This window comes from Prosthecobacter vanneervenii (assembly GCF_014203095.1).
Taxonomy (GTDB): Bacteria; Verrucomicrobiota; Verrucomicrobiia; order Verrucomicrobiales; family Verrucomicrobiaceae; genus Prosthecobacter; species Prosthecobacter vanneervenii.
Genome location: NZ_JACHIG010000024.1, coordinates 1 through 24,417 on the forward strand (window position 1 = coordinate 1; position 24,417 = coordinate 24,417).

Below are 24,417 nucleotides of genomic sequence, written 5' to 3' on the forward strand. Positions count from 1 at the left end.
GAAGCTCTTTTGCCAATCTCTGCGTCGCCAAAATGCCGCGCCATGGTTCTTTGCTTCCCGCTCGAAAGCACTCCCAGTGCCGAACACTACTGGCACTCCTGCCCGTCGAACAGCGCGTGATGACCACCCAAACTCCCCCACATACCCAGCAGCATTCAAAAGGGGGCCGAAGCCGCACGGCTTGCTATTGTGCTCTCACCGGACCAGAAACACACGCATATCGGGGGCATGCAAAAAGCCTTCAGCCAGTCCTGTGCTGGACATGCGCGTGGTAGGGTGGATGGTCCTCCAGCCTCCGCCGAGCATCTCAACAACGGGTTTGCGCACCAGCACGCCCTGCGCCACCTATGCCGCCCGTTTTCCCGCCCTCGCCGCATGTTTGCTGATCTCTACGATTACCTCTACCACCAGGCCCCCACCGGCGGCATTCCGCTCAAGGGCACCGGCATCGTCGTCGCGCTCGGCCTCATCGCCTCTCACGTCTGGGCCCTCAAAAACAAGGACAAGACCCAGGCCTTCCTCAAAGCCTTTCCCCGCACCTACATCTGGGGCGCCATCCTTCTCACCATCGACTTCCTCTGGGCCGAGTTCATGCTCGCCAACATGGACATGGGCGAGTTCTTCACCATGCGGTCCAATTTCATGTACATCGTCGCCGGCGGCTACTTCGCCGTCCTCTTCTACATGAAGGAATTCCTCGCCGTTCGCGCTCTCGGCTCCCTCATGCTCCTCGTCGCCGGGCCCGTCCTCACCGCCGCCTTCCTTCAGCCGCAGACCAGCCGCCTGCTCCTCCCCATCCTCGCCTACGTCTGGATCATCGTCGGCATGTTCTTCATCGGCATGCCCTTCCTCATGCGCGACTGGGTCAATGCTCTCCTCGCCAAGCCCCAGCGCTGGAATCTCGCCGTTTACGGCGGCATCGGCTACGGCGTGGTCCTGCTCATCGCGGCCATCCTGTTTTACTGATGCCCACCCAGCCTCGTATCCTCGTCATTCGTGGCGGAGCGATAGGGGATTTCATCCTCACGCTGCCCGTCCTGCGCCTCCTGCGCGACATGATCGCGGACAGCCACATCGAGGTCCTCGGCTATCCCGCCATCGCCGAACTCGCCCGCAGCGCCGGCCTCGCCGACTCCATCCGCAGCCTGGAGCACCGCACCATGGCCCCGCTCTTCGCCAAGACCGCCCCCATTGACGACGCCTTGGCAGAGCACCTCCGCAGCTTCAATCTCGTCGTCTCCTTCCTCTACGACCCCGACGGCCTCTTCCGCGCCAGCATGGAGCGCATTGGCGTCAAAACTCTCATCGAGTGCTCCCCCATCGTCCAGCCCGGCGGCCCTCACGCCTCCCGCCAGCTCGCGCGCGGTCTCGAAAAAATCGCCATGTTCCTGGAGGACGTGCACCTCCTCCGCGCCCATTTCGAACCCCGCCCTCACTCCCAGCCGCGCATCGCCATCCATGTCGGCAGCGGCTCCGAAAAGAAAAACTGGCCCCTCGACCGCTGGCAGCAGGTCGCCGAATCCCTCGGCACCCAGGAGGTTATCTTCATCACGGGCGAGGCCGAAGCCGAGCGCGGCACCCAGCCCACCGGCCGCGACTGCTGGCACGCGCTGCCCCTCCCCGAACTCGCCACCCGCCTCGCCACCTGCACCGCCTTCCTCGGCCATGACAGCGGCATCTCCCATCTCGCCGCCGCCTGTGGCGTCCCCTCCCTCCTCCTTTTTGGCCCCACCGACCCCGCCATCTGGGCCCCGCCGCAGCCTTGGGTACGAGTTTTGCGGAATTCGACACAAGATCTGACCTTTTTATCGGTCGAACAGGTGAAATTGGCAGCCGCGCAAGTTGTTGCGAATTCGTAACGTGCTAGTTCTCCCCCACAAAATCATGTCCGACCATTTTCCACAAGAACGCATCAAAGCCTTTCTCATTCTCGGCGCGCCCGGCAGCGGCAAGGGAACGCAAGGAAAGGTGCTCGGTTCCATCCCACGCTTCCATCATCTGGCATGCGGCGATGTGTTCCGCTCTCTCGACACTCGTACCCCCATCGGACAGAAATTTGTCGAATATTCCAGCCGTGGCGAACTCGTGCCAGATGATGTCACCGTCCAGCTCTGGCACGCCAACCTCAAGCAGCGCATCGACGCCCACATGTTCAAACCCGAGATCGACTTCCTGGTGCTGGATGGCATTCCACGCAACGTGGAGCAGGCCAAATACATGGAGCCCCACATCGAAGTCTTGAAGGTTTTCCACCTTTCCTGCCCTGACCGCACCGAACTTGCCCGCCGCCTGCGCAAACGCGCCCTCAAGGACAATCGCTTTGACGACGCCAACGAAAGCGTCATCCAGCAGCGTTTCGCCACCTATGAGGCCGAAACCAAGCCCATTCTGGAATACTATGCCGGCGACCGCATCCTCGACATCGATGCCAGCCAGGCCCCCGCCAAGGTCCTCTACGACATCATTGGCGGTGTCATGGAGCTCAAGGAGTGGAAGGAACTGGAAAAGATGAAGGTTTAACCGCACCCGATGCGCGTTCTTTTCATCGGCACCGGAGACATCGGCCTTCCATCCCTGGAGTGGCTTCTCAGCACGCCCAAGCACCAGGTGGTAGGAGTCGTCACCCAGCCCGACAAACCCGTCGGCCGCAAGCAGGTGCTCACTCCGCCGCAGGTCAAGGTGCGTGCCCTTGCAGCCGGGATCACCGTCATGCAGCCCCTCAAGATCCGCCACGCCGTGGAGGAGCTGAAGGCTTTCAATGCCGATGTCGCCGTTGTCATCGCCTACGGCCAGATTCTATCCCGTGCCGTTCTCGACGTGCCGCCACTCGGTTGCCTCAATGTGCACACCTCCTTGCTGCCCCGCCATCGCGGTGCCGCCCCCATCCAGGCCGCCATTCGCGATGGCGATACGGAAACAGGTGTCACCATCATGTTCATGGATGAAGGACTCGACACCGGCGACATCCTGTTGATGAAGCGCACTCCCATCGCAGCCGATGAAACGGGCGGCAGTCTTCATGACAGACTGGCCCTTCAGGCCCCCGCCGCGCTCGAAGAAGCCTTGGACCTCCTCGCCAGTGGCAATCCACCCCGCGAGAAGCAGGATGACTCCAAAGCTACCCATGTGCGCAAACTCACGCGCCAGGACGGCCGCCTCGACTGGAAACGCCCTGCGGTGGAACTCGACCGCCTCATCCGCGCCTTCACTCCCTGGCCCGGCACCTCCTGTCTTTTGAAGGAAACGCAGATGAAAATCCACCGCGCACAGGCACTCCCCGCCGCCGATGCCTGCCCCGCACCCGGCACCATCGTGCGCGCCAATGCCGAAGGAATCCTCGTCAGTTGCGGAACCGGCCTCTTAAACCTCACCGAGGTCCAAATCGAAGGCGGCAAACGCCTTCCCGCCGCCGATTTCCTCCGCGGCCATCCCCTGCAGGCTGGGGACTTGCTGGGGTAGTTTAAAGATATGAATGAGGCGGAAATTGATTCATCAGCACCGCCCACATCCTCTTGGCGGGTCAAGGTGTATGTTGTTGCCAACTTGTGTTTCGCGGCACTGATTTTCTACTGCCTTTTGTACTTTTATGTGCCGGCTTTGGATCTGCCGGATTCCACTTACACGAAGGAGGCGTTTGAGCAAAATACAGGCATATCGGCCTCTAAAGTACATGACCTTCACGCAAGCATCTCATCACATTTCAATGGTGATTTCATTGACCTGTTTGCGTTTTCATACACTGAGCCAGATTTTCCGGAATCGCTTGTAAAGGCGTTGTCGCTGAAAAAGCTGACCAGTCATGCTTCGACGTTAGACGCACCAAGCAGGTGGAATCTGGATGTTTCGGATGCTGAATACTATGAAGACACGGAGCCTGATAGAAGCCCCGTGACTCAAGTTTGGATCGATCGCCAGGCTATGCGATGCCTGATTCGGCTTTCTGATTCCTAGGATTTTACTCCTGCAGGAAGACAAACACGCCCTTCTTGTTGCCAACAACGACGTCCATTTTGCCGTCTTTGTTCACATCGCCGGGGGTCACCTGGGTACCTACGCCGCTGTTGTCGTCGATCTGATGGGGAATGATTTTGGCTTCGCCGCCTTCGCGTTTGATCTCAAACCAGTAGAGCACCGGAGCGGCGTTCGGTTCGTCGTCCTTCAGCGGGCCGTGAGCCCAGCGGCGCTTGCCAGTGACAATATCCAGCACGCCGTCGCCATTCATGTCAGCAAGCTGCATCGCGTGAAGCTGGCTGAATTTCACGCCCGCCGGGCTCTCTTCCAGCGTGGCGCCCATCAGCTTGTGCTCGGCAAAGGTGCCGTCCGCCTTCTGCTCAAACCAGCCGAAACCGTAGCCATGCGCGTCGTAGCTGGTGATCACATCGTTGCGGCCATCACCATTCACGTCATAAACGAGAATGAAGGAGCCGCCACGGCCTCCAGGAACCGTAAACAGCTGCGGGTGGAAAACCCAGTCACTGTCGGCCTTGGTGTCAGCGGGCTGCTCGCGCCAGCCTTCCTTGTCCAGGATGTCCGGGCGGCCGTCGCCATTCACATCGCCCACGCCGTAGCCGTGGGTGTAGCGGAAGTACTTCTTGTCGTTTTCGGGAGACTTCGGCGTAATCGGGCGGAAACGGGCTTTTCCGAGCGGATTTTTCCAGTCGATCTCAGCATAGCCCAGCTGCCCGCCGGTGTGGCAGATCAGCTCCGGCTTGCCGTCGCCGTTCAGGTCCTTGAAGTCAGGGGACTCATTGTCAGTGACATCAAAGATGGTGGTGCGCTTCCATTCACCGCCCTTGTTCTGCGGATTCTCAAACACCCAGGTGTCCTTGCCCGGCCAGGAGTAGGCCAGGATGTCGCTCCAGCCGTCGCCATTGAAGTCGTAGGTGTAGGTCAGGAAGAAATCGCTGTAGCCCTTGGCCGGATCATACGGCTCTTTTTCGAATTTGGGGGCAAACTCCACCCTCTCCTTGAACTCCGGGCCCTTCCAGATGAAGCGGCCGGAGCAGATGTCATTGTGCCCGTCATGGTCAAAATCGGCAAAGTGCGCGCCTTCAGCCACAAACTCCTCGGTGAGCGTGTATTTTTTGAACTTCAAATCAGCAGCGCAAAGCGGCAGCGCCAGCAGCAGGGTCGGAATCAGCAGTTTGGTCATGGTGGTGGAAGGGAACAGACTCAAGGCGCATGTTCTTGCAGACGGGAGACGTTTGCAAAACCAATCGTTGGGACTAAGTTGTCAGCATGTCCACCGTAGTTGAAATCCAATCGGCCATCTCCCAGCTCACGCTGGAGGAACGAGGTGTGCTGGAGGCTTGGTGGCGCTCCCAGCCCGGTGCGCGGCTGCGAAAGGCAGTGGCAGACGCTTGGGCTGGCAAAGAGGGTGTTCCTGCCCAGGTCAAATTTGTTTCGGACCAGCCACTCGGTGCCGAAACGGTTGCCAGGTCTCACGAATTGATCCGCAAGCACGGTTGGGATGTCTAACCTGTTTACTCTACGCGAGAGCGACTTGTATTCGTGGCAGGCCTCTCAGCTGGGTCAGACAGAGAGGATGGATGATGTACTTTCAGGCCTCCTGTGGGCCATTTCACGACTGGCTGATGATTTTCCGGTGGTTCCCGGCACCCAGAGGCTTCGTGTGGCAGAATCGACCCGGTTTCTGCACGACGATGGAACCCCTTTGCGTGTGCGCATCTGGTTCGTGGTGGTCTCTGAAAGCGAAGTGGAGCTGCTTTCCATTGAAGCTGAGCCGAACTGACACCGGCTATCCCAGAAACTTTCCAGGATTGAGAATGCCATTGGGGTCCAGAGCGGCCTTCAGGCGCAGGTGAGTCTCGTGCGCGGCGGGGGAGACGGCATCGCGCCACCAGCGCTTTTTGGCCACGCCGATGCCGTGTTCGCCAGTGATGGCGCCATTCCAGGCGATGACTTGATGGAAAAGCCTGTCCAGTGCGGCTTCGGCGCGCTCACGGATGGCAGGATCGTCCATCGTGGGCACCATGATGTTCACGTGGATGTTGCCGTCTCCTGCATGACCAAAGCAGGCCACGGGGAATCCGGTTTCGCTTTGCAGCTTTTCAGCGAAATCGACCAGATCCACCAGACGGCCGCGCGGCACGACAATATCCTCGTTGAGCTTGATCAGGCCGGTGTTGCGCAGGCTGTAGCTGAACTCACGGCGCAGCTTCCAGAAAGCCTCGCAGGCTTCGTCTCCCATCGCTTTGTTCAGGCAGATGCTGCCAAGACTGGTTACGAGCTTGGCAAGCTGCTCAATCTCTCCTTTCACCGACTCAGGCTGGCCGTCGATCTCCACCAGCAGGTGTGCATCGCCTTCCGGGGTGACGGAGGCGCCCAGATACTCACGTGCGGCACGCAGCGTGAATTTGTCAGCAATTTCCAGCGCGCTGGGGAGAAAACCGCTCCCGAGGATGCGCTGCACCGCATTGGCTGCTTCGGCGAACGATTTGAAACCAGCGGAAAGCATCGCCCGCATGGGCGGGTGCGGGATCAGCCTCAACGTGGCTTCAGTGACCACACCCAGCATGCCCTCGCTGCCCACCATGAGTCCGACGAGGTCGAAGCCCGTCTTGTTTTTGTGGCAGCGCCCGCCCGCCTTCACGATGGAGCCGTCTGCCAGCACCGCTTCGAGCCCCAGCACATAATGCCGCGTGACACCATATTTCAGGCAGCGTGGACCGCCTGCATTGGTGGCGATGTTGCCGCCCAGGCTGCACTCCTTGAGCGAGGCCGGGTCCGGTGGATAAAACCACCCCAGCTTGCGCACCTCATTCTGCAGATGCCCGGTGATGACGCCCGGCTCGATCACCGCCACGCCGTCTTCGAGGGTGATCTCCTTGATCTTGTTCATCCGCGCCACGGAAAGCGCGATGCCTCCCTGCAGCGGCACGCAGCCACCCACATAGCCCACTCGCGAGCCCTGGGGGGTCACGGGGATGCGGTTTGCATTCGCAAAGCGCAGCACCTCAGACACTTCAGCAGCCGATTCGGCATGCACGACGACTTCAGGCGGGTTGGAAGCGAACCATTTGTCCGTGCTGTGCGTGGCGAGATCCGTTTCTGTGACAGAAACACGCGAGGGTCCGAGAAGAGCGGTGAGTTGATCGGCGAGGGCGGCCATGCGCATTCTTGGGGCCGGATGCCCGGCCTTGCAACTTGATGCCCTGCGCCTAATTTGTTTTCCATGCAGCCCAGACCTGTCGTCAACGTCGAGGAGTTCATCGGCAAGACCGTGGGGCGGCGCGTGCCTCCACGCGACCCTCTGCGAGTCAGTGACAGCAACAAAGCCGGCGCGATCGCCTGGCGAAAGGCATTTCCCTATCGGCATGCTCCGAAGGGGGTGTATCGTTTCAATTCACACGAGGAGGCTCATGCATGGATGATGAAGCATACGGGACGCACGAAACCGTAACCCATGAGGGGGCGGAATCGCGCCAGCCTACAGTGGAGGATCTGCTCGATCTATGCCGCGAACTTAACCGGCATGGGGCAAAATATCTGATCGTCGGCGGCTTTGCCATTCGCGGAGCTGGTTACATCCGCGAAACCGGAGATGTCGATGTCATCATCGACACTGCGCTTGAAAATGAAGCCAAGGTTTTCAAATCGCTGGAAATATTACCAGACAAGGCCGTGTTACACCTTGAGCCGGGTGAAGTGGAAAAATACACTGTGGTGCGCGTTGCGGATGAAATCATCATAGACCTCATGAAATCCGCTTCAGGTATCGACTACGCAGAGGCCTCGAAGGACGTGGTGGTTCGTGAAGTGCAGGGGGTGCCGATTCCCTTTGCCTCGCCCCGGCTGCTTTGGCGCATGAAGAAAAATACGCATCGGGAGAAGGATGCGGCAGATCTCGTGTTTCTGCGTCAGCAGTATCCGGAGGTTTTGGAGGATTGAGATGACCGAGCGGCCTGCATTATCGTATCGGATGGGATGCCCCCCTTGATCCAAGTCACCCACCCCAACGGGATCTACCTGCCTGAGGCGGATCTGTGGCTGGATCCGCATTTCCCTGGCAAGCGGGCTTTCATCTCCCATGCGCACAGCGACCATGTGGCGCGGCATGAGATGACGTTCTGCTCCGAAGTGACGCGGGATCTCATGAAGACCCGCTACGGTTACAAGAGCGAGGGCGAGATGCGCGTGCTGCCCATGCGTGAGGCCGTGGAGTGGGAGGGCTGGGAGCTGCGGCTGCTGCCTGCGGGGCACATCATCGGCTCCGCTATGCTGCACCTCACGCGCAAGGCAGACGGCGCCACGCTGCTTTACACCGGAGACTACAAGCTGCGCCAGGGGCTCAGTTCAGAACGCTGCGAGCTGCTTCATGCGGACACGCTGATCATGGAGTGTACTTTTGGCCTGCCGCAGTTCACCTTTCCACCCACGGCCCAGGTGGTGCATCAGGTGCTCAAATTTGTGCAGGAGACGCTGGAGGACGGCGGCATTCCCGTGCTGCTGGGCTACTCCCTGGGCAAGGCGCAGGAGATCCTCTGTGCGCTGGCAGAGGCCGGGCATCCGGTGATGGTGCACAAGTCGATCTGGGACATGACACGCGCCGTGGCTCCATTGCTGGGCAGGCTGCCGGAGTACCGCCTGTTTGACGCCGCGCAGGCTGCTGGTCATGTGCTGCTCTTCCCGCCCAGCAACGGGCGCTCCATCGCCATCAAAAAACTGAAGGTCTGTCGCACGGCCATGATGACCGGCTGGGCGCTGCAGCCCGGTGCCAAGTTCCGCTATCAGGTGGATGAAATTTTTCCGCTTAGCGATCACGCCGACTACCCCGAGCTGGTCGAAACAGTGCAGGAGGTGAAGCCGCGCTGCACCTGGCTGGTGCATGGCTACACGCACGAATTTGCCGCTGATCTGCGGCAGCGCGGATTTGAGGCCTGGACGCTGGAGCGTGCAGACCAGCTGGAACTGACGCTGGCCAGCGCGGCTCCGGTGCTGCGCACGGCGGTGGAGACCGGCAGCAATGACTGGGGGCGGGGAAGCTTTGCGCAATGGGCGGAAGCTTGTGCGCAGACTGCCGAAGTAGCCTCGCGACTGAAGAAGGTGGAAAGACTGGCCGACATGCTGCGCAGCCTGTCAGATGTGGAAGAGCTGGCGCTGGCGGCGCGCTTTTCCGCCGGCAGCACCGGTGACGCACCGCTGAACACAGGCTGGTCACTGCTGAAACGTGCGCTCATTGAACTCAGTGGCGTGAACGAGGCCGAATATCGCACCATTTCGCGCTCGCAGGCAGACACGGGCCGCACCGCCTTCCTGGTGCTGCAGCGTGCGGTACTTTCTCCAACTGCGTGTTCTTTGAGTGATGTTGCCGCATTCTTCGCCCAGCTGAGCAGGGCCGGGGGGCAGGTGGAGCGTGTGAAGCTGATCAAAAACCGGCTGCAGCAGCTCACCGCCGCCACAGGGGCCTGGCTGGTGCGGCTCATGACGGGGGAGCTGCGCATGGGCTCCAAAGAAGGGCTGATCGAAGAGGCCGTGGCCGCAGCTTTTGATGCGGGGGCAGATGCGGTGCGCGAGGCTGCCATGCTCTGCGGAGACATCGGACAGGCAGCCAGGCTGGCCAGCAAACACAGCCTGCACGAGGCAAAGCCTCGCCCGATGGTGCCCATCAAGGTCATGCTCGCGTCTCCAGAAGAAACTGCGCAGGACATTTGGGAAAGGCTCAACACGGCGGAGGTCTGGCTGGAGGACAAGTATGACGGCATTCGCGCGCAGATGCACCGGACTGCAGAGCGTGTGGAGATCTACACCCGCGACCTCAAGCCTGTAGGTGCGCAGTTTCCTGAGATCATGCAGGCTGCATCAGCGCTGTCGGCGGAGGTCATTCTGGATGGCGAAATCATCGCGCATGCGGAGGACAAGAAGCTCTCGTTCTTCGATCTGCAAAAGCGCCTTGGCCGCCGCGATCAGGCGGACCTCTTTCTGCCCAGTGATGTGACGGTGAAGTATGTGGTGTTTGACGTGCTGTGGAAGGACGGTGTGTCGCTGCTGGAAAAGCCGCTGACGGAACGGAGAGCGAAGCTGGAGGCGATTTCGCTGCCTGCTGGAATGGGAGTGATCGAGGTGATGAAAGCGGCCAGTGCAGATGACATCGAGGCCGCCTTTCATGCGGCACGACGCCGTGGCAATGAGGGTCTCATCGCCAAAGATGCTCTCAGCCATTACTCGCCAGGAAGACGCGGCAAATCATGGCTCAAGCTGAAGAAGGCCTTTGCCACACTCGATGTGGTGGTGGTGCGGGCTGAGCAGGGCCACGGCAAACGCAGTCATGTGCTCAGCGACTACACCTTTGCGGTGCGCGATGAAGAGGCGGACAACAGCCTGCGCATCATTGGCAAGGCCTACAGCGGGTTGACCGATGCGGAGATCGAGGAACTGACGGAGCACTTCACCCAAACGACCCTGAGCCAGCGCGGGCGAGTGCGCACCGTGACGCCGGAGATCGTGCTGGAGATCGCGTTTGATTCCATCCAGGCCAGCAACCGCCACGACAGCGGCCTGGCGATGAGGTTTCCGCGCATCAAGGCCATCCGGCGAGACAAAGGCCCGGCAGAAATCGACACCCTGGCCTACGCGCGCAAGCTGGCTGGTGTGAGCGTGTGAGATGCTGTTATTTCTTCAGTTTGGCGAAGAAGACTCGGGCGCTTTCCATCACGCCGTAGGCGGTCTCCTGCGGAGTGAGCTCGGCGGTCTGGATGCGGAGATCGGCCAGGCCTTTGTAGAGAGGTTTGCGCTCATTGAGCAGGCGCTCCAGTTTGGCTTTGGGATCTTCCTCGCCATTGAGCAGCGGGCGGTTGTTGTTGGCGGCGGTGCGGCGGGCGAGGCGCTCGGGATCGGCATCCAGCCAGACGATGTAGCCGAGATGGCGCAGGATGGCGAGATTGCGGGGCTGGGTGACGATGCCGCCGCCGGTGGCGATGACGCAGCCGCGTCTGCCGAGCAGGGAGCGGAGAGCGGCCGATTCGTGAAGGCGGAAGGCGGCTTCTCCCTCCGTGGCAAAAATGTCCGGGATGCTCTTCCCTGCGTTGTCCACAATGAGATGATCCGTATCCACGATCTGGAAGCCGATCATCTGGGCCACGATGCGACCCACGGTGGTCTTGCCAGAGCCCATGAGGCCAATGAGCACAATGTTGGGCTGGCGGTGCAGGGCGACCTCGCCGCCGTTTTGCACCAGGCTCAGGATCGAGGAGGCGAGGTCGGGGTCGTCCCGCAGCGCATCAAAGTAGCTGGCGTAGCGCAGTGTCCAGCCGGTGGCATGCAGCTTGGTGTTGGAGACGCGCTTGTGGCTCCAGCCGCGCTTGCGTGTGGGATCGGGTTCGCGCGTGCCGGGGATCTTCATGCCAAAGAGGGTGCACAGCCTTTCGAGGCACTGGCGCTGCGTCATCTGTGCGTCATCCACTACATTGTAGATGCCGGCGAGGCGCTTCGTCACCAGATGCACGAGGGCGGCGGCGGCATCATCGGCATGGATTTGATTGAGGATGCGGCCCTGGCCGTTGTTGCCCTCGATGGCGGCTTTTCCTTCGAGCAGATTCTTCAGCACAAAGGAGCGCCCGGGGCCGTAGATGCCGGCTAGGCGAGCAACGGCGCCTTTGGCAACGAGGGTGATTTTCTCAGCCTCGCGCAGCAGGCGGCCGGTGTCGCGATCGGGATCGGCAAAGCTTGTTTCATCCACGGTTTCGCCATTCACCTGAGGGTACACGCTGGTGCTGCTGGTGTAGAGCGGAAAGGCGCGTGGGAAGGCGGTGGTAAGATGGCGCATGCCGTCCACATAGACGGTCTGATACATCTCTGCGCCGCCACGGCTGGAGCTGGCGCAGTGGATGACGGCATCCACACTGACGGCGCCCAGTTTTTCAGCCAGGGCGCTGACGGAGGCGCTGCTGGAGATATCGCAGGACTCCGTGCGCCAGGGCTTGGCGGCAGCCAGACGTGCCGCTGACTCTGGCGAATGGGTGAGCCCGATGACCTCATGCCCGGCGGCATGAAGGAGATCCGCGGCGCGTTCGCCGACAAATCCGCAGCCTGCAATGATCACCTTCATAGCGGGCGGTTTTTTTGGTAGTAGGACACGAGCCCGTTGACCATGCCCTGCACGTAATCCTCGATGGCGCTGGACTGCAGACGACCTGCGATGAGCGTGCGGCCGATGAAGTGTCCGCGGAGGAGCCGGCGGTAGGTTTCCTCGTGGTTCATCACATATGGCTCCAGATAGATGACAGGGCAGTCATAGATGCGGTTGGCCAGCAGATTGCGCGCATAGACATAGGCGTTGCTGCCGACGCGGCGTGCATTGGGCGTGGTGTAAACGTAGGCGGGCAGGCCGGTGCTCTGGCGCATGCCATTGGCCACGGACTCCGCGAGCGGCAGCTCCTCCTGGTGCGTGCGGGAGAAGAGGCGGTTGAGCATCTCAAAGCGCACGTCCTGCTGCTCCAGCTCCACAGGGGAGTAGCAGCCGTTGATGAGCACGTGCATGTGGTTCATCGGGGAAAACTGCGGGCTTTTGGCATCGCCCCAGGATTCGGCATTGAAGTGCAGGCAGACCACGAGGTCGGGCTTGATGGTCTCGTTCACTTTCTTGCCGCGCGCATGGATCTCGCTGACACGGTAGAAGAGCTTTTCGCTCTGCCACTGCACGGTGAGGATCTTGGCGTCTCCAGTGAGGCCGTTGTAGCTTTCCTGTGGCTGTGGAAAGCCGGATTCGTTGAGGAGCTGACGAGCAGGTACAATCAGATCTGCAGGCCGCTGCGTGGTCACGGGTTCTGGGCGGTCACGCACCAGGGAGACGTAGGCACCCAGGGCCTTGAGCCGCTCCGCCAGCACCTGCGCGGTGGCCAAGGTGAGATCTCCCTCCTGGATGGATTCACCGGGGGCAAAGCTCAGGAAGCGCTCCTCCATCTGAGCATAGCCGCCGCCGATGTGGCCGGGGTCGATGGCGATGTGGATGTCGCTCAGCAGGGGGCGGCCTTTGAGAGGGGGCATTTCGGCGGCTGCACGCCAGGTGCGGGTGCCTTGTGCTGGCGACTCAGAGCCGCTGGCAAAGGCGATGCGTGCCTCGGGCTTGAGCGGGTCGCCAGTCTGAACGACGACGCCATCGGCCTCCAGTTTCCAGGGAGGCTGAAAGGGGGAGTTGTCCGAGTAAACATCCTTGATGGCGGCCTCAAATTCGGCGCGGGAGAGGGTGTGGTGAAAGGACTGCAGCTTCAGCCAGTCGGGCTTGGTGCCCAAGGGGCTGACGCGGTCCCAGCGGGGGGCTGGAGCTGGCGGGGGCGTGGCCGCAGGCGGCTGTGCCACTGCCTGCGGAGCTGGAGCAGGTGTCGTGGCAGCGGGCGGCAGACCGGGCGTGATCTCTGCGGGTGCCGCAGGAGCGGTGGCGGCTGGCGCGGGCACAATCGTCTGAGCCAGGCTCTGCGTCACTAGAGCGGACGCGAGCATGGCCGGCAGCGAGCAGCGGCACAGCATTCGTTTCATGATCATATTATGTGCATCCTAGACTTGATCCCTGCCTTCATCATCTACTAAGTAGCGCCACGATGAATGACAACACGGCTGACAGCGCGGACGGACTCTTTCGGCTGCTTTTTCTCGGGGATGTGGTGGGCGAGCCGGGGCGCAAGGCGGTCTCTGTGCTGCTGCCGCTGCTCAAGGAGGAGCTGAAGCTGGATTTCATCGTGGTGAACGGGGAGAACTCCGCCGGTGGGCGCGGCATCACGCCCAAGATCGCCATCAGCCTGATGCGCGCCGGTGCTGCGGTGGTGACCAGCGGGGACCACATCTGGGACCAGAAGGAGATCGTATCCTATCTGGCGGATGAGCCGCGCATGCTGCGCCCGCTGAACTACCCTGCCGGCACGCCCGGCAATGGCTACGTGGTGCTGGAGTCCAAGAAGTGCAAGGTGGCCGTGGTGAACCTGCAGGGCCGCACCTTCATGAACCAGCAGCTGGACAATCCTTTCCCGGCCATCCTCGCCTGTGTGGAAAAGCTGCGGGAAGAAACGCCAGTGATCTTTGTGGACTTCCACGCCGAGGCCACCAGCGAGAAAGTCGCGATGGGCTGGCATCTGGATGGCAAGGTGTCCGCCGTGGTGGGCACGCACACCCATGTGCCCACCGCCGACGAGCGCGTGCTGCCGAAGGGCACCGCCTTTCAAAGCGATGCCGGCATGTGCGGCCCGATGGACAGCGTGATCGGCAGCCAGATTGAGCCGGTGCTGGAGCGTTTTCACACCATGATGCCCACGCGCTTTGGCGTCGGGCGCGGAGCGGTGAGGCTCAATGGCGCGCTGATCACGATCGATCCCGCCACGGGCAAGGCGCTGAAGATTGAGCGCGTGGCGCGCACATGGCACGACTAGATGCGCATCTCAGGCGATGCCTTCGCGTTTGCGCTGCTTGAGGAGGAAATCAGTGCCGCAGGCGAGTTTTTTGGCCATGGGGGATTTCAGATTCACCACACGCCAGAAGGGGGTGATCTTGCTTAGCGGTGCGCCGTTTTGATGCTGCTCCCACGCAAGCTCGGAGGCGATGCGCAGGAAGATGCCGGCGGTGAGAGGGCAGGTGAAGTCAGCGCGATGAGCGGCGGCCAGGTCCTCGCGCATTTGTGGCATTGTGCGGGATTCTCCCGGAGGAATTTCGGCCACGTAGGCTGCCACCACGGCAGGCGTGGGGATGAGCATCTTTTCACCTTCGCCATGGCCGGCATAGGGCTTTCCCAATTGCGAGACGCTGGGCTTGGGCGGGTGCGCGAATTTCTCGGTCCAGGACTTGGGCATGGCGTGCGTGGGGTTACTTGAGTTTGGCGAGTGCTTCCTCTGCCAGTTTGCGGGCCTTGAGCTGCTTGTACTTGGGGCTCGCGGCTGCGGTGAAATCGGCTTTGGCCTCGGTGGTGTTGCCAAGGGCCAGGTGGGCGCGGCCGCGATTGTAGCGGATGTAGGAGTCCTCGGGCGTGAGTGGCAGTGCGGCGTTATAGGCGTCGAGGGCTTCATCGGCACGGCCAAGGAGCAGCAGGGCATCGCCACGTCGGTTGAGGGTCTTGGCGGTGAAAGGGATCTTTTGAGCGTGATCTGGCGGCAGGCAGTCGCGCAGGGCATTGAGGAGAAGCTCGCAGGTGGTGGCGCTGGACTCGACGGCAGGCGATGACTGGGTGGCGTCTTTGAGATCGTCCTTCACGCGGTCCAGCAGCACTTCGATGGGCTCGACGGCGTAGTCGCCGGGGCCTTTGGCCTGAGCCATCTGCTGCAGGCCTGTGATGCACTCCGCCGATTTGCCTGCATGGGCCAGCTTCAAAAGAGCCGCCAAAGTGGGCGGTTCCGGGGCTGGAGGTGTCGGTGCGGGTTCGGGAAGAGGTAAAGCGGCAGGTGGCATGGCTGCAGGAGCAGCAGCTGACACGGCAGCGGGCTGACCGGCGAGGTAGATGTCATCTCCCACAAGGCGGGAGTACTCCGCCGGGATCTGTCCGCCGTTGGAACGCTCCAATACCCCAGCGCGGGTGCGCTTGAAGACCTGCTCCACGGTGAGGCCGGGTGTGCGCAGGTGCTTGAGCAGCTCTTCGGTGTAGAGGCCATTGGTGCCATCGCCATCGAGCGCGGTCTGCCCAGCATCGGTGGCGAAGGCGATGAGCGATCCTGCTGGCGGCTTCATCTCGCTGAGGCCGCCGGGGCTGCTCGCATCGCGGGTGCGGCCGGTGCGTGCCACGGCGGTGGTGCGGCAGGCGTCGAGGATGACGAGGTTGCAACGAGCACCGGCGGTCTTCATGTCTGCCACGGCTTGCTCGACATTGAAGAGCTTGGTTTCCGCCAGCAGGCGCAGCGTCACATCATCGGCCCCTTCGGGCGAGTAACCGGACTTCACCGGCAGCAGGTAGTTGGAGCCTGCCACGGAGATGCCATGGCCTGCATAGTAAAACAGGCCCACCTCAGCGCCGGTCAGCGTGGCGCGGAATTCCACCACGGCCTTGAGCAGCTGATCGCGGGTGACGTCATGTTTTTCGATCACGGCGAATCCAAGATCGCGCAGGGTTTTGGCCACGGCTTTGGCGTCGTTGGCTGTGTTTCGCAGCGGGCCCACGGCGGCTTCGTATTTGGCATTGCCGATGACGAGGGCGGTGCGCTCGGCGGGCTTGGGCGCGGCAGCGGCGTGCTGGGAAAACAACGCCAGCAGCAGGCACAGGCAGCCGATGTGGGAAATGCGGGAGGGCATGTGGACAGTCTGCAAAAAAGCGGCCCGGTGGTCAACTGCATGCGCGGACTAAGCAATTGGTTGAACTGTCTGGCAGAGTCCGCATCATCCGCGCGATGATGCGCGCCTTTCCTCTCCTGATGCTGCTGCTCCTGGTGGGCTGTGATTCGATGTCGAAGAAAAAGCAGGCCGACGAGCCGACACAGCTCATACCAGGAGATCCCAGCGCGCCGTCGCAGGTGACGCCGGATGAGGCGATGAAGATTGCGCAGGAGTTTACGCGTCACACGTGGAGGCCCTTTGCGCGCAACATCCTGCATGGGAAGGACAAGGCGGGCATTCTCGTGAACACGCCGGATGTGACACATGAGCCGGACAAGGAGCGCAAGGGCTGGTGGGTGCCGGGAGAGATGAACAGCGGCGTGCCCTACAAGTGGGGAGGCTATGATGACCCGGCTTCGTTTGACTTGGCCATCGCGAACGGAAGCGCAGGTGGCGATGTATCGTCTCCGGAAAAGCGCCGGGCTGACAATGCGGCTGTGAGCAGTCAGGCGGCGGGTGTGGACTGCTCGGGGTTTGTCTCGCGCTGTCTCAAGCTGCCCACCGCGCATGACACCAGCCAGCTGCCGGCGGTGTGCACCGAACTGGCCAGCGCGCAGGAGCTGCAGCCGGGGGATCTGCTGAACATTCCGCACCGCCATGTGGTGCTCTGCGCTGGGTGGTATGATCCGCAGCACACCTGGATCTACTACTATGAAACCGGCGGTGGTCCCGACTACTGGAAGCCCGGGCTGAAGCAGGCACCGCTGGATGCGCTGCTGGCGCTAGGCTACAAGCCGATGAGATACAAGGGCATGGCGCATGAGTTGGTGCCGAGCGGCAAGCAGCCCCGAGAAGTGCTGACGCGTGCCGTCAAAGCCGCAGCCCAGGTGGTGACGAATCCGACGATAGGAGAGCCGTAAAGGTCGGGGGCATGGTTTGAGTTGTTGACGCATTGGCAAGTTGCGTGACAGCATGCGCGTCTTTTCCGACCAACCATGGAATCCGCCCTTCAACCCTCACGCACCCGCTACGGCGTCATTGTTTTCGCCGTGCTGCTCGGCATCATTCATTACATCGACCGGGTGTGCATCTCCAAGGCGCGGCCCTTCATCCAGCATGATCTGGGGCTGGATGACACGCAGATGGGCTATGTGTTTTCTGCGTTCACGCTGGCGTATGCGCTGTTTGAAATTCCCGGCGGATGGCTGGGGGACAAGTGGGGACCGCGGCGCGTGCTGCTGCGCGTGGTGATGTTTTGGAGCGTATTCACCGCAGCGACTGGCTATGCCTGGAATCTGGCGTCGATGACGGTATGCCGGTTTTTGTTTGGTGCAGGTGAGGCGGGCGGGTTTCCGAACATCGCCAAAATGTTCAGCGTGTGGCTGCCGCAGCGCGAGCATGGCGTGGCTCAGGGCATTACGTGGCTGGCGGCCCGCTGGGGCGGGGCCTTTACACCGCTGCTGGTGGTGTGGGTGCTGGGCTTTGTGAGCTGGCGCATGACGTTTGTGATTTTTGCCGGACTGGGAGTGATCTGGGCGGTGTGCTTTTACGTGTGGTTCCGGGACAATCCGAAGGATCACAAGGGAGTGAATGCGGCGGAATGCGAGTTGCTGGAGGAAGCGCAGAAAAACCTGAGCGGCGGTCATGCGTCGATCCCGTGGAAGCGGCTTCTCACGACCAAGTCGGTGCTGCTGCTGTGGCTGTATTACTTCTGCATCAGCTACGTGTGGTATTTCTACATCACCTGGATGCCGAAATACATGGAGCTGAAACTGCAGATGGACATGAAGGACACCTGGACTTCGATCCTGAATGGTCTGCCACTATTCCTGGGTGGCATTGGCTGCTTCCTCGGCGGTGTCGTGGCACGGCGCATGGCGGCCAAGTCCGGCAGCCTGAGCAAGGCGCGGCGCACGCTCGGCGTGCTGGGCATGCTGGCTGCGGGCGGCATGATCGTGCTGGCCACGCTGATGAAAAATCCGGTCTATGCCATGCTGGCCCTGGGTTTTTCCGGTTTCTTCAATGACCTGTCCATGCCGGGCGCCTGGGGGGCCTGCATGGAGGTGGGCGGCAAGCTGGCGGGCTCAGTCTCCGGCAGCATGAACATGGTGGGCAATCTTGGCGGTGCGCTGGGTGGAGTGGCGGTGCCCTGGCTGATGAACCTCATGAATCAGAGCTGGGACAAGGTGCTGTATGTCGCAGCCTTCACGTACGTGATCGCGGCGGTGTGCTGGATGTTTATCGACAGCGATGACCGTCTGGAAGAGTAGTCGTCGGATCTTTTCGGGATCTACTTCTTCTGCGTGTCGGAGCTGGATGCGCCGCTCTTCATTTTCTTGAGCTCGTCCTCGATGCGCTTGCGGATTTTGTCGTCGGGCGTCTTGAGGGCGGCGGCGCGTTCGAGGTAGTCGAGGGCTTTGGCCTTGTCTCCCAGCGCCTGATGGGTGAGGCCGACGTGTTCGAGGATTTCGGCGTCCTCGGGGGACACGGGTTGCAGGAGAGATTCAGCGCGCTGGAGCTCCTTGAGCGCAGCAGGGTAGTTGCCCTTCTTGTAGTGGAACCAGCCGAGGCTGTCGATGTAGGCGGGCTGGTCGGGCATCAGCTCATTGGCCTTGGAGATGAGCTCGCCCGCCTTGTCGAGATGGGTGCCCACATCCAGCCACATGTAGCCGAGGAAGTTCATGGTGTTGGCGGCGGCCTTGGCCTCCTCGCGTGGCGTGAGCGTGATGGATTTTTCCAGCATGCGCGAGGCATCCTCGTAGCGGGCCACGCGCTCCAGCGTGATGCCAAACTGGTAGTAGAAAAGGTGGTCGAGCAGTTCGCTTTGAGTGGCATTGGCATGCTGCTCCGCCTGGGCGAAGTGCTGGATGGAGGGCGCCCACTCCTCACGCGCGCGGTGGGCGATGGCCAGCTGGTAATGGACGAGCGGCTGATCGGGGAAAAGGCGTGCGGTGCGCTGGCCCACGCGGATCATGTCCTCAAACTTTTGCGTCTGGTAGAGTTCCCAGCCGAGCTTGATGTAGTCGCCAAACTCTCCGCCACCGGCCTGGATGGCGGCCTCCAGGTGAGGGATGGCTTTTTCCGGCTGCTTGAGCTTGTCGTATTCCACGGCCAGCAGGCGCTGCTGCTCGGCGTCGTTGGGTGCCTGCTTGACGATCTGCTCCAGGGTGGCGAGCGCTTTTTCTTTCTGCTCCGCCGCGACGTAGAGGCGGTATAGCAGCTTGCGGGCTTCGATGTTCTGATGCTCGGCGGAGAGCTTTTCGCAAAGCTGGCGGGCGCGCTCGTTGTTGTTTGTCAGCAGGTACTGGCGTGCGACTTCGAGAGTGATCTGCTCCGCATCGGCCTTGCCGGCGGTTTTGAGCGCATTTTCAAAGAAGGGCTCCACGCGCTGGCGGTATTCCTGGCTGTACTCCGCCTGTCCCAGCGGCCACACACGCTCTGCGGTACGGCCAGTGGCCAGCCAGTAGTGAGGATCGCGGCTGTCTTGGTTGGCGGCCTGGGTCATCACCTCGATGGCTTTGTCGCGCTCTTTGTGCGTGAGGTGCAGCATGACCGCCACCTCATAGACTTCGGCGTGTGAGGGAAATTTGGCCAGGGCCTCGGCGAGCGCCTTGGTGGGGACCTCGTCTTTTTCAAAGAGGTCTTCGGGCGGGTAGGTGCTGGCAAAGCGTACCAGATTGAGCAGCGGCGCGGGAGAGCGCGGGCTGGCCTGCACAGCATCCTGCAGGATTTTGATGGCAGCCGGACGGCCTTGGAACTGCATGGCTATCCCGGCGGTGTGGGATGCGAGCTCCGGATTCCCCGGATCGGCCTTGAAAACAGCCAGGTAGTGCTCCAGCGCCTGGCGCAGTTTTCCAGAGGATTCAAACTGGAGCGCAGCACTAAAATGCGCCATAACGTCCGCTCGTGTGGCGGCCGCTGGCGAGATCTGCAGGTCTGATGCATCTGCCGCCCTGACTCCCAGAGACAGATCCGCCGCAGGGGCGGCATGGCCTGAATCTGGAGAGCTGAAAAGGGCGGCTAGAGCGAACAGCCAGCAGGGCCGCAGAGCCCTGCCGGTGAGGCGCCAATCAGGCATGACAAAGCCCCCTGCGTCCCGATGTGATCGAATCGCACTACGGAGAGAAGCCATGCCGGAGAGGCTAGCGGTTACGACTTGTAGCGCAAACGCTTCTTGTGACGGTTCGCGCGCATGCGCTTCTTGCGCTTGTGCTTGTTGATCTTCGTTTTTCTCCGCTTTTTGAGCGATCCCATGTTTGTGTTCTCCTGTGTAGGTTGGCTTTGATCTAGTGGACGACTTTGTTCAGCGGGTATTCCACGATACCCTCGGCCCCCAGTGACTTCAGCCGCGGGATGATCACCCGCACGGTGGCTTCGTCAATGACCGTTTCCACGGCCACCCATTCCTGGCTGGCCAATGTGGAGACGGTGGGTGAGCGCTGCGAAGGCAGGCTCGCGACCACCTCCTGCAGCTTGCCTGCGGGCACGTTCATTTTGAGACCCACCTTGTGGCGGGCCTCGAGCGCACCTTTGAGCAGCAGCACGAGCGTCTCCATCTTCTGCCGTTTCCATTCATCACGGGCGGCGGGCCGGCTGGAGACAAATTGGGGGTAGCTTTCCATCAGCGTGTCCACGATGCGCAGCTTGTTCGCGCGCAGGGACGAGCCTGTCTCGGTGATGTCCACGATGGCATCCACCATCTCGGGCACCTTCACCTCGGTGGCTCCCCAGCTGAATTCCACCTCGGCTTCCACTCCATGGGAGGCGAGGTATTTCTTGGTCATCTCCACGGCTTCCGTGGCGATGCGCTTGCCCTGAAGATCCTTGACGGTCTTGACCGGGGAATCATTTGGCACCACGAGCACCCAGCGGGTGGGCCAGGAGGTGGCCTTGCTGTAGCGCAGGTCGGTGATGACTTCGACGTCGGCACCGTTTTCCACGATCCAGTCGCGGCCGGTGATGCCGCAGTCCAGGAAACCGTGATCTACATAGCGACCGATTTCCTGGGCGCGCAGCAGGCGGAGTTCCAGCTCGGAATCATCCACGGAAGGGCGGTAGGAACGGGAGGAAACGACGATGTTGAACCCCGCGCGCTTGAACAATTCAAGCGTCGGCTCCTGCAGGCTGCCTTTGGGCAGGCCAAGGCGTAGGATGTTCTTCGGTTCGGACATGTTTGGGGTAAGGGGGCGCGCATCCTAGTGGCAATTTCTCCGCTGGCGAGGGGAAATTTCAGGGCAATGCCTTCCGCCAGGCCAAAGCGGCCTTTTTGAGGAGCTGTGCGGTCACTATTTCGGTCTCGGCGAGGTTGGTGGTTTCGGCGGGGTCTTTATGGATGTCGTAGAGCTCGGACTGGGTGCCGTCGGCATTGATGAGGAGTTTCCATCTGCCGTCACTGACGGCCACATTGGGGGATTTGGAGCCGGGCTCCTTGGGGTAGGGGAAGCCGCCTTTCACCTTGCCAGCCTCGCCAGGTTTGCGGCCGTATTCCCAAAAAAGAGGTTTTCCACGGAGCATTGTTTTTCCTTCCCAAGCAGGGCTCATGCATTCTCCATCCAGGTCGGCATCTGGCGGGCGCAGCCATAACAATGAGCAGAGGGTGGGCAGGAAATCGACGCTGCTGAAGACGGTGGTTTCATTGACTGCGCCTGCAGGCACCGTGCCGGGCCAGCGTATGATGAGCGGGGTGCGGATGCCGCCTTCGTAGAGGCTCCACTTCATGCCGCGCAGGCCATTCGTGCGGGTGTGGTCCAGAGTGGGCTCGGGGCCATTGTCGCCGCAGAGGATGATAAGAGTATTGGCTGGCAGGGCATCCATGAGGCGGCCGATCTGGCGGTCGGTCTCCGTCAGCACCTCGCGGTATTTCTCTGGCAGCGGGCGATCATCCTGACCCTCCACCGGGCGGTAGGGCGTGTGCACATCATCGAGCCACAGATTCACGAAGCAGGGTTTGTCGGGGTGCTCACGGACAAACTTCAGCGTTTCGTCCACCATCCAGTGGGTGCGGTCATGGCGCTCCACCTGCTGGGGCTCGCGCTTGGTTTCCCACGGTGTTGTCTTCAAGCCGAGGGCGGCGGCGGGCTCCGGACTTTCGTAGGTGCCCAGGCCGAGGTCGTAGCCATAGGCCGCAAATTTGGGGGCATCGGTCACATCGCGGCCACCGCCGAGATGCCATTTGCCGATGTGTGCTGTGGCGTAGCCTGCTTCTTTGAGAATGCGAGGCAGGCTGGGGGCCTTCGGGTCGAGATAGTCCGCCTGCTCGCATTCACGGTTCCCTGCCCGGGTTTGCAGGTAGCTGGTGATGCGATGGCGCGCTGGGAACTGCCCGGTGAGGATGCCGCAGCGTGAGGCGGAGCAGATGGGGGATGCCACGTAGAACTGGCGGAACTGCATGCCTCCCGCAGCCAGCCGGTCCATGTTTGGCGTGGGCACTTTTCCGCCAAAGCAGGAGGGATCTCCCCAGCCCATGTCATCCACCAAGATAAAAACGACGGTGGGTTTCGTGAAGACCTTGGCCGGACCCGGCAGCACAGCCAGAATGATGCAGAAAAGAAGAAAGCGCATTGGGCCCGTAAACGTGCGGCCGGAGAGGTTTCTGCGTCTTTAAATCCGCCTCCAGCTATCCAGACCCCACTCCCGGGGGTGCAAATCAGGATTGACGCCCCGGCTTTGGGGAATACTCTCCCGGCTTCCATGACGTATCATCAAATCATGATTCGTCCATATAACCCACACGACCCTTATCATGTCCCGTAGCTACATCTTCTCGTCCGAGTCCGTCGGCGAAGGCCATCCTGACAAAGTTTGCGATACCATCTCTGACGCCATCCTCGACGCCTGCCTCGCGATCGACCCGAAGAGCCGTGTTGCTTGCGAAACCTTTGCGAAGAGCAACGTCGTCGTTGTCGGTGGTGAAATCACCATCCCCAAGCTCCAGAACAAGAAGCTCGGCACCACCAAGCCCATCGATGAAGTGATCAACGTCGGCAAGGTCATCCGTGACGCTGTGCGCGGCATCGGCTACGTGAACGACGACGACGTCTTCCACGCCGACAAGCTCTTCATCAACAACTACCTCACCATCCAGAGCCCGGACATCGCCCAGGGCGTGGACGCCGCTGAAGCTGAAGGCAAGAAGACCGCCGAACAGGGCGCTGGCGACCAGGGCATCATGTTTGGTTTTGCCTGTGACGACACTCCTGAGCTCATGCCTGCTCCGATCATGTACGCCCATCGCCTGGGCCGTGAGCTGACCCGCATCCGCAAGGCTGGCAAGCTGGCCAAGTGGCTGCGTCCTGACGCCAAGAGCCAGGTCTCCGTGGAATACGTGGACGGGAAGCCCACCCGCATCGTGAACGTCGTGATCTCCACCCAGCACGCTGCTGACGTGAGCCACGCCGAGATCGAGAAGTTCTGCATCGAGCAGGTCATCAAGAAGGTGCTGCCGAAGGAAATGCTGACGAAGGACACCGAGTATCTCATCAACCCGACCGGCAAGTTTGTCGTGGGCGGCCCGCAGGGCGACAGCGGCCTGACCGGCCGTAAGATCATCGTGGACAGCTACGGCGGCATGGGCCGTCATGGCGGTGGCGCTTTCTCCGGCAAGGACCCCTCCAAAGTGGACCGCAGCGCCGCCTACATGGGCCGCTGGGTGGCCAAGAACGTGGTGGCCTCCGGCCTCGCCACGCGCTGCGAGGTGCAGTTTGCCTACGCCATCGGCCATCCCGAGCCTGTGAGCGTGCACATCGACACCTTTGGCACCGGAACCATCAGCGACGACAAGATCCTTGCCGCCGTGCTGAAGGTCTTCTCCTTCAAGCCTGCCGACATCGTAAAGCAGCTCAACCTGCTGCGCCCGATCTACAGCAAGAGCACGAACTACGGTCACTTTGGCAAGATCGACGACGCCGACCTCACCTGGGAGCAGACCAACAAGGCCGACGCTCTCAAGAAGGCTGCCAAGTAAGGCTGACAAGCTGGGTCTCAGCCGACTGTTAGGCTGCTAACTCAGCTTCAATAAAGATCAAGCCGCGCAGGTTTCCCTGCGCGGCTTTTTTGTTGTCAGGCCCCGGGGTTCTACTCGTTAGGTCGTGTTTGAAAACCTGTCGATTGGCAAATTGGGTGCATCGAGGCAAGAAGACATGTCGATGAAAACCCAACGCTTTGCATGGTGGGAGC

General features: G+C 61.3%; 24 protein-coding genes. 14 read left to right on the top strand and 10 right to left on the bottom strand.

Features of this window, described 5'->3' with window-relative positions; all coding sequences use genetic code 11:
* Positions 1–375 precede the first annotated feature (375 nt).
* Genes HNQ65_RS26035 through HNQ65_RS26055 form a run of 5 tightly spaced genes read left to right on the top strand, consistent with a single transcriptional unit; the run spans position 376 to position 3,951 of the window.
* Positions 376–966, top strand: coding sequence for a hypothetical protein (locus HNQ65_RS26035; RefSeq protein WP_184344722.1), 591 nt, complete (start codon positions 376–378; stop codon positions 964–966).
* A complete protein-coding gene (locus HNQ65_RS26040) occupies positions 966–1,859 on the top strand; it encodes a glycosyltransferase family 9 protein (RefSeq protein ID WP_184344724.1) in 894 nt (297 codons plus the stop codon). Before HNQ65_RS26035 ends, HNQ65_RS26040 begins: the two co-directional genes overlap by 1 nt.
* Positions 1,860–1,884: 25 nt before the next feature.
* Complete coding sequence (locus HNQ65_RS26045) at positions 1,885–2,520, top strand: adenylate kinase family protein (protein ID WP_184344726.1); 636 nt, start codon at positions 1,885–1,887, stop codon at positions 2,518–2,520.
* Between the two features lie 9 nt (positions 2,521–2,529).
* Positions 2,530–3,459 carry a methionyl-tRNA formyltransferase gene (gene fmt, locus HNQ65_RS26050; protein WP_184344728.1) on the top strand — a complete coding sequence of 310 codons (930 nt, stop codon included), beginning with the start codon at positions 2,530–2,532 and terminating at the stop codon, positions 3,457–3,459.
* Between the two features lie 9 nt (positions 3,460–3,468).
* Positions 3,469–3,951 carry a hypothetical protein gene (locus tag HNQ65_RS26055; protein ID WP_184344730.1) on the top strand — a complete coding sequence of 161 codons (483 nt, stop codon included), beginning with the start codon at positions 3,469–3,471 and terminating at the stop codon, positions 3,949–3,951.
* 4 nt (positions 3,952–3,955) lie between these two features.
* On the opposite strand, the gene HNQ65_RS26060 is transcribed toward HNQ65_RS26055, so the two are convergent.
* A complete protein-coding gene (locus HNQ65_RS26060) occupies positions 3,956–5,152 on the bottom strand; it encodes an FG-GAP repeat domain-containing protein (protein ID WP_184344732.1) in 1,197 nt (398 codons plus the stop codon).
* Positions 5,153–5,238: 86 nt separating this feature from the next.
* Here HNQ65_RS26060 and HNQ65_RS26065 point away from each other — a divergent pair, with 86 nt between their 5' ends.
* Positions 5,239–5,478, top strand: coding sequence for a hypothetical protein (locus HNQ65_RS26065; RefSeq protein WP_184344733.1), 240 nt, complete (start codon positions 5,239–5,241; stop codon positions 5,476–5,478).
* Positions 5,479–5,545: 67 nt separating this feature from the next.
* A complete protein-coding gene (locus HNQ65_RS26070; protein ID WP_221306307.1) occupies positions 5,546–5,752 on the top strand; it encodes a hypothetical protein in 207 nt (68 codons plus the stop codon).
* A gap of 6 nt (positions 5,753–5,758) precedes the next feature.
* On the opposite strand, the gene HNQ65_RS26075 is transcribed toward HNQ65_RS26070, so the two are convergent.
* On the bottom strand, positions 5,759–7,132 hold the full coding sequence (locus tag HNQ65_RS26075) for an FAD-binding oxidoreductase (protein WP_184344737.1): 1,374 nt from the start codon (positions 7,130–7,132) through the stop codon (positions 5,759–5,761).
* Positions 7,133–7,195: 63 nt separating this feature from the next.
* Between HNQ65_RS26075 and HNQ65_RS26080 the strand changes: the two genes are divergently transcribed.
* Genes HNQ65_RS26080 through HNQ65_RS26090 form a run of 3 tightly spaced genes read left to right on the top strand, consistent with a single transcriptional unit; the run spans position 7,196 to position 10,623 of the window.
* Positions 7,196–7,423 carry a hypothetical protein gene (locus HNQ65_RS26080; protein WP_184344739.1) on the top strand — a complete coding sequence of 76 codons (228 nt, stop codon included), beginning with the start codon at positions 7,196–7,198 and terminating at the stop codon, positions 7,421–7,423.
* A complete protein-coding gene (locus tag HNQ65_RS26085) occupies positions 7,387–7,911 on the top strand; it encodes a hypothetical protein (RefSeq protein WP_184344741.1) in 525 nt (174 codons plus the stop codon). Before HNQ65_RS26080 ends, HNQ65_RS26085 begins: the two co-directional genes overlap by 37 nt.
* A 45-nt stretch (positions 7,912–7,956) precedes the next feature.
* A complete protein-coding gene (locus HNQ65_RS26090; RefSeq protein WP_184344743.1) occupies positions 7,957–10,623 on the top strand; it encodes an ATP-dependent DNA ligase in 2,667 nt (888 codons plus the stop codon).
* A gap of 7 nt (positions 10,624–10,630) precedes the next feature.
* Here the strand turns inward: HNQ65_RS26090 and HNQ65_RS26095 are convergent, their stop codons facing one another.
* Both HNQ65_RS26095 and HNQ65_RS26920 read right to left on the bottom strand, forming a co-directional pair.
* Positions 10,631–12,067, bottom strand: coding sequence for a shikimate kinase (locus HNQ65_RS26095; RefSeq protein WP_184344745.1), 1,437 nt, complete (start codon positions 12,065–12,067; stop codon positions 10,631–10,633).
* Positions 12,064–13,494, bottom strand: coding sequence for an N-acetylmuramoyl-L-alanine amidase (locus tag HNQ65_RS26920; protein WP_184344747.1), 1,431 nt, complete (start codon positions 13,492–13,494; stop codon positions 12,064–12,066). Before HNQ65_RS26920 ends, HNQ65_RS26095 begins: the two co-directional genes overlap by 4 nt.
* A 62-nt stretch (positions 13,495–13,556) precedes the next feature.
* On the opposite strand from HNQ65_RS26920, the gene HNQ65_RS26105 reads away from it, so the two are divergent.
* On the top strand, positions 13,557–14,378 hold the full coding sequence (locus HNQ65_RS26105; protein ID WP_184344749.1) for a TIGR00282 family metallophosphoesterase: 822 nt from the start codon (positions 13,557–13,559) through the stop codon (positions 14,376–14,378).
* A 9-nt stretch (positions 14,379–14,387) separates the two neighbouring features.
* Here HNQ65_RS26105 and HNQ65_RS26110 read toward each other — a convergent pair whose 3' ends face one another.
* Both HNQ65_RS26110 and HNQ65_RS26115 read right to left on the bottom strand, forming a co-directional pair.
* Entirely contained in the window at positions 14,388–14,795 is a 408-nt protein-coding gene (locus HNQ65_RS26110) for a hypothetical protein (protein ID WP_184344751.1), read from the bottom strand.
* A gap of 13 nt (positions 14,796–14,808) precedes the next feature.
* The gene (locus HNQ65_RS26115; RefSeq protein ID WP_184344753.1) at positions 14,809–16,221 is read right to left on the bottom strand and encodes a caspase family protein; all 1,413 of its coding nucleotides are present in this window, start codon (positions 16,219–16,221) and stop codon (positions 14,809–14,811) included.
* Between the two features lie 95 nt (positions 16,222–16,316).
* On the opposite strand from HNQ65_RS26115, the gene HNQ65_RS26120 reads away from it, so the two are divergent.
* The gene (locus tag HNQ65_RS26120) at positions 16,317–17,162 is read left to right on the top strand and encodes an NlpC/P60 family protein (protein WP_184344755.1); all 846 of its coding nucleotides are present in this window, start codon (positions 16,317–16,319) and stop codon (positions 17,160–17,162) included.
* A 75-nt stretch (positions 17,163–17,237) separates the two neighbouring features.
* Complete coding sequence (locus HNQ65_RS26125) at positions 17,238–18,512, top strand: MFS transporter (RefSeq protein WP_184344757.1); 1,275 nt, start codon at positions 17,238–17,240, stop codon at positions 18,510–18,512.
* A 20-nt stretch (positions 18,513–18,532) separates the two neighbouring features.
* Here HNQ65_RS26125 and HNQ65_RS26130 read toward each other — a convergent pair whose 3' ends face one another.
* From HNQ65_RS26130 to HNQ65_RS26145, 4 genes are all read right to left on the bottom strand, one after another.
* Positions 18,533–20,320, bottom strand: coding sequence for a tetratricopeptide repeat protein (locus HNQ65_RS26130; protein WP_184344759.1), 1,788 nt, complete (start codon positions 20,318–20,320; stop codon positions 18,533–18,535).
* A gap of 71 nt (positions 20,321–20,391) precedes the next feature.
* A complete protein-coding gene (locus tag HNQ65_RS27080; protein ID WP_133796641.1) occupies positions 20,392–20,496 on the bottom strand; it encodes an AURKAIP1/COX24 domain-containing protein in 105 nt (34 codons plus the stop codon).
* Between the two features lie 32 nt (positions 20,497–20,528).
* On the bottom strand, positions 20,529–21,413 hold the full coding sequence (gene hisG / locus HNQ65_RS26140) for an ATP phosphoribosyltransferase (RefSeq protein ID WP_184344762.1): 885 nt from the start codon (positions 21,411–21,413) through the stop codon (positions 20,529–20,531).
* Positions 21,414–21,471: 58 nt separating this feature from the next.
* Positions 21,472–22,803, bottom strand: coding sequence for a sulfatase-like hydrolase/transferase (locus HNQ65_RS26145; RefSeq protein ID WP_184344764.1), 1,332 nt, complete (start codon positions 22,801–22,803; stop codon positions 21,472–21,474).
* A gap of 181 nt (positions 22,804–22,984) precedes the next feature.
* Here HNQ65_RS26145 and metK point away from each other — a divergent pair, with 181 nt between their 5' ends.
* Complete coding sequence (gene metK, locus HNQ65_RS26150; protein WP_184344766.1) at positions 22,985–24,205, top strand: methionine adenosyltransferase; 1,221 nt, start codon at positions 22,985–22,987, stop codon at positions 24,203–24,205.
* Positions 24,206–24,417: the final 212 nt, after the last annotated feature.

What these genes read in the sequence shown, in the direction of transcription:
- HNQ65_RS26035 (WP_184344722.1), top strand. Translation starts at nt 376, where the DNA reads ATGTTTGCTGATCTCTACGATTACCTCTACCACCAGGCCCCCACCGGC.
- HNQ65_RS26040 (WP_184344724.1), top strand. Translation starts at nt 966, where the DNA reads ATGCCCACCCAGCCTCGTATCCTCGTCATTCGTGGCGGAGCGATAGGG.
- HNQ65_RS26045 (WP_184344726.1), top strand. Translation starts at nt 1,885, where the DNA reads ATGTCCGACCATTTTCCACAAGAACGCATCAAAGCCTTTCTCATTCTC.
- fmt (WP_184344728.1), top strand. Translation starts at nt 2,530, where the DNA reads ATGCGCGTTCTTTTCATCGGCACCGGAGACATCGGCCTTCCATCCCTG.
- HNQ65_RS26055 (WP_184344730.1), top strand. Translation starts at nt 3,469, where the DNA reads ATGAATGAGGCGGAAATTGATTCATCAGCACCGCCCACATCCTCTTGG.
- HNQ65_RS26060 (WP_184344732.1), bottom strand. Translation starts at nt 5,152, where the DNA reads ATGACCAAACTGCTGATTCCGACCCTGCTGCTGGCGCTGCCGCTTTGC.
- HNQ65_RS26065 (WP_184344733.1), top strand. Translation starts at nt 5,239, where the DNA reads ATGTCCACCGTAGTTGAAATCCAATCGGCCATCTCCCAGCTCACGCTG.
- HNQ65_RS26070 (WP_221306307.1), top strand. Translation starts at nt 5,546, where the DNA reads ATGGATGATGTACTTTCAGGCCTCCTGTGGGCCATTTCACGACTGGCT.
- HNQ65_RS26075 (WP_184344737.1), bottom strand. Translation starts at nt 7,132, where the DNA reads ATGGCCGCCCTCGCCGATCAACTCACCGCTCTTCTCGGACCCTCGCGT.
- HNQ65_RS26080 (WP_184344739.1), top strand. Translation starts at nt 7,196, where the DNA reads ATGCAGCCCAGACCTGTCGTCAACGTCGAGGAGTTCATCGGCAAGACC.
- HNQ65_RS26085 (WP_184344741.1), top strand. Translation starts at nt 7,387, where the DNA reads ATGGATGATGAAGCATACGGGACGCACGAAACCGTAACCCATGAGGGG.
- HNQ65_RS26095 (WP_184344745.1), bottom strand. Translation starts at nt 12,067, where the DNA reads ATGAAGGTGATCATTGCAGGCTGCGGATTTGTCGGCGAACGCGCCGCG.
- HNQ65_RS26920 (WP_184344747.1), bottom strand. Translation starts at nt 13,494, where the DNA reads ATGAAACGAATGCTGTGCCGCTGCTCGCTGCCGGCCATGCTCGCGTCC.
- HNQ65_RS26105 (WP_184344749.1), top strand. Translation starts at nt 13,557, where the DNA reads ATGAATGACAACACGGCTGACAGCGCGGACGGACTCTTTCGGCTGCTT.
- HNQ65_RS26110 (WP_184344751.1), bottom strand. Translation starts at nt 14,795, where the DNA reads ATGCCCAAGTCCTGGACCGAGAAATTCGCGCACCCGCCCAAGCCCAGC.
- HNQ65_RS26115 (WP_184344753.1), bottom strand. Translation starts at nt 16,221, where the DNA reads ATGCCCTCCCGCATTTCCCACATCGGCTGCCTGTGCCTGCTGCTGGCG.
- HNQ65_RS26120 (WP_184344755.1), top strand. Translation starts at nt 16,317, where the DNA reads ATGATGCGCGCCTTTCCTCTCCTGATGCTGCTGCTCCTGGTGGGCTGT.
- HNQ65_RS26125 (WP_184344757.1), top strand. Translation starts at nt 17,238, where the DNA reads ATGGAATCCGCCCTTCAACCCTCACGCACCCGCTACGGCGTCATTGTT.
- HNQ65_RS26130 (WP_184344759.1), bottom strand. Translation starts at nt 20,320, where the DNA reads ATGCCTGATTGGCGCCTCACCGGCAGGGCTCTGCGGCCCTGCTGGCTG.
- HNQ65_RS27080 (WP_133796641.1), bottom strand. Translation starts at nt 20,496, where the DNA reads ATGGGATCGCTCAAAAAGCGGAGAAAAACGAAGATCAACAAGCACAAG.
- hisG (WP_184344762.1), bottom strand. Translation starts at nt 21,413, where the DNA reads ATGTCCGAACCGAAGAACATCCTACGCCTTGGCCTGCCCAAAGGCAGC.
- HNQ65_RS26145 (WP_184344764.1), bottom strand. Translation starts at nt 22,803, where the DNA reads ATGCGCTTTCTTCTTTTCTGCATCATTCTGGCTGTGCTGCCGGGTCCG.
- metK (WP_184344766.1), top strand. Translation starts at nt 22,985, where the DNA reads ATGTCCCGTAGCTACATCTTCTCGTCCGAGTCCGTCGGCGAAGGCCAT.